Here is a 2,490-nt window from a genome sequence, read left to right as displayed (position 1 = left end):
GCGTTCGTTGACCAGCATCGCCTAGTCGAAGGTGAGCAGGTCGGGCTGGGTGTGGCGGGTCTTCTTCCACCAGGTGTCGAAGTGTCGGGCGGAGACGACGTCGGCGGGCACGCGCCGGTCGTAGAAGTCGTAGAGGGTGTCGTCGTCGACGACGATGTCGCGGCGGCGGGCCCGGTTCTCCAGCTCCCCGACCTCGTCGAGCAGTCGCCGGTTGTGGTGGAAGAACTTGTGGTGGGTGGTCCACTCCCCCTGCACCAGGGCGTGGCGCAGGAACAGGTCGCGGGACAGCTCGGGGTCGATGCGCCCGTAGTTGACCTTGCGGGCGGCGACGATGGGCACGCCGTAGAGGGTGACCTTCTCCAGGGCGACGACGGAGCCGCGCTTGGCTTCCCAGTGCGGTTCGCTGTAGGTGCGCTTGACGAGGTGCTCGGCCAGCGCCTCGGCCCACTCGGGTTCGATCTTCGCGACGGTGCGGCCCCACAGGCGGGACGTCTCGACGAGTTCGGCGGCCATCACCCACTGGGGTGGTTTGCGGAACAGGGCGGAGCCGGGGAAGATCGCGAACTTCGCGTTGCGGGCGCCGAGGTACTCGGTGGCGGCGCGCTTGCCCGGGTCCCGCTTGGGGACGTCCTTGACGCCGATGTGGGACAGCAGCCCCGACAGCAGCGACAGGTGCACGTTGCGGGGGTCGGCGGGCTGGTCGTTGACGTGCACGCCGAGGGAATTCGCGACCTGCCGCAGCTGCAGGTAGATGTCCTGCCACTCGCGCACGCGCAGGTAGTTGAGGAACTCGGCGCGGCACAGCCGGCGGAACTGGTTGGACGACAGCTCCTTCTGCTTCTCGCGCAGGTACTGCCACAGGTTGAGGAACGCGGTGAAGTCCGACTCGGGGTCCTTGAACCGGGCGTGCTGCTCGTCGGCGGCCTGCTGCTTGTCCGAGGGGCGTTCGCGGGGGTCCTGGATGGACAGGGCGGCGGCGATGACCATGACCTCGCGGACGCAGCCGTTGCGGTCGGCCTCCACGACCATGCGGGCCAGGCGGGGGTCGACGGGCAGCTGGGCGAGCTTGCGGCCCAGGGGGGTGAGCTTCTGCTCGGCGGGCAGGATCGCGCCGAGCTCCTGCAGCAGCTGCACGCCGTCGGTGATGTTGCGGGCCTCGGGCGGGTCGATGAACGGTATCGCGGCGATGTCGCCCAGGCCGATGGAGGTCATCTGCAGGATGACCGAGGCGAGGTTGGTGCGCAGGATCTCCGGGTCGGTGAACTCGGGGCGGGCGTCGAAGTCGTCCTCGCTGTAGAGGCGGACGCAGATGCCCTCCGACACGCGGCCGCAGCGGCCCTTGCGCTGGTTGGCCGAGGCCTGGGAGACGGGTTCGATGGGCAGCCGCTGCACCTTGAGGCGGTGGCTGTAGCGGGAGACGCGGGCGGTGCCGGGGTCGACGACGTACTTGATGCCCGGCACGGTCAGCGAGGTCTCCGCGACGTTGGTGGCGAGCACGACGCGGCGGCCGCGGTGGGGTTGGAACACCCGGTGCTGCTCGCCGAACGACAGCCTCGCGTACAGCGGCAGGATCTCGGTGTCGCGCAGTTCGAGGGCGGCCAGGGCGTCGGCGGTGTCGCGGATCTCGCGTTCGCCGGACAGGAACACCAGCACGTCGCCGGGTCCTTCGGCCTGCAGTTCGCGCACGGCGTCGCAGACGGCCTGGGTCTGGTCGCGGTCGGGGTCGGCGTCGGGGTCCTCGGGGTCGACGATCGGCCGGTAGCGGACCTCGACGGGGTAGGTGCGGCCGGAGACCTCGATGACCGGCGCGTCACCGAAGTGGCGGGAGAAGCGCTGCGGGTCGATGGTGGCGGAGGTGATGACGACCTTGAGGTCGGGGCGGCGCGGCAGCAGCTGCTTGAGGTAGCCGAGCAGGAAGTCGACGTTGAGGCTGCGTTCGTGGGCCTCGTCGATGATGATCGTGTCGTAGCGCGACAGCATCCGGTCGGTCTGGATCTCCGCCAGCAGGATGCCGTCGGTCATGAGCTTGACCAGCGTCTCGTCGCCGGACTGGTCGGTGAACCGGACCTTGTAGCCGACCGCGCTGCCCAGCGGGGTGTCCAGTTCCTGGGCGACGCGTTCCGCGACGGTGCGCGCGGCGAGGCGGCGGGGCTGGGTGTGGCCGATCTGGCCGAGCACGCCGCGGCCGAGTTCGAGGCAGATCTTGGGCAGCTGGGTGGTCTTGCCCGAGCCGGTCTCGCCGGCGACGATCACGACCTGGTGGTCGCGGATGAGGGCGGCGATGTCGTCCTTGCGGGCGCTGACGGGCAGCTCGGGCTGGTAGGTGATCTTCGGCACGGCGTCGCGGCGCAGGGCGACGCGCAGCTCGGCGGCCTCGACGTCGGCCTCGATCCCGGCCAGGACGGCGGCGCGGGCGGTGTTGTCGCGGGACCAGCGGAGGCTGGCCCGCAGGCTCGACGGCGCCCGCAAGGTCCGCGACGACACCGCCCG

1 pseudogene is annotated in these 2,490 nt (G+C 70.5%); it reads right to left on the bottom strand.

From position 1 onward, the window contains the following. Positions 1–24: 24 nt before the first annotated feature. Positions 25–2,451 (bottom strand): annotated as a pseudogene (hrpA, locus tag AB0G02_RS35235) (ATP-dependent RNA helicase HrpA); the annotation flags it as partial. Between the last annotated feature and the right edge of the window lie 39 nt (positions 2,452–2,490).

Origin of the sequence: Actinosynnema sp. NPDC023658 (assembly GCF_040639995.1) — a bacterium.
Taxonomy (GTDB): domain Bacteria; phylum Actinomycetota; class Actinomycetes; order Mycobacteriales; family Pseudonocardiaceae; genus Actinosynnema.
Note: the sequence above shows the minus strand (reverse complement) of the source record. Positions and strands in the feature narration are given on the sequence as shown.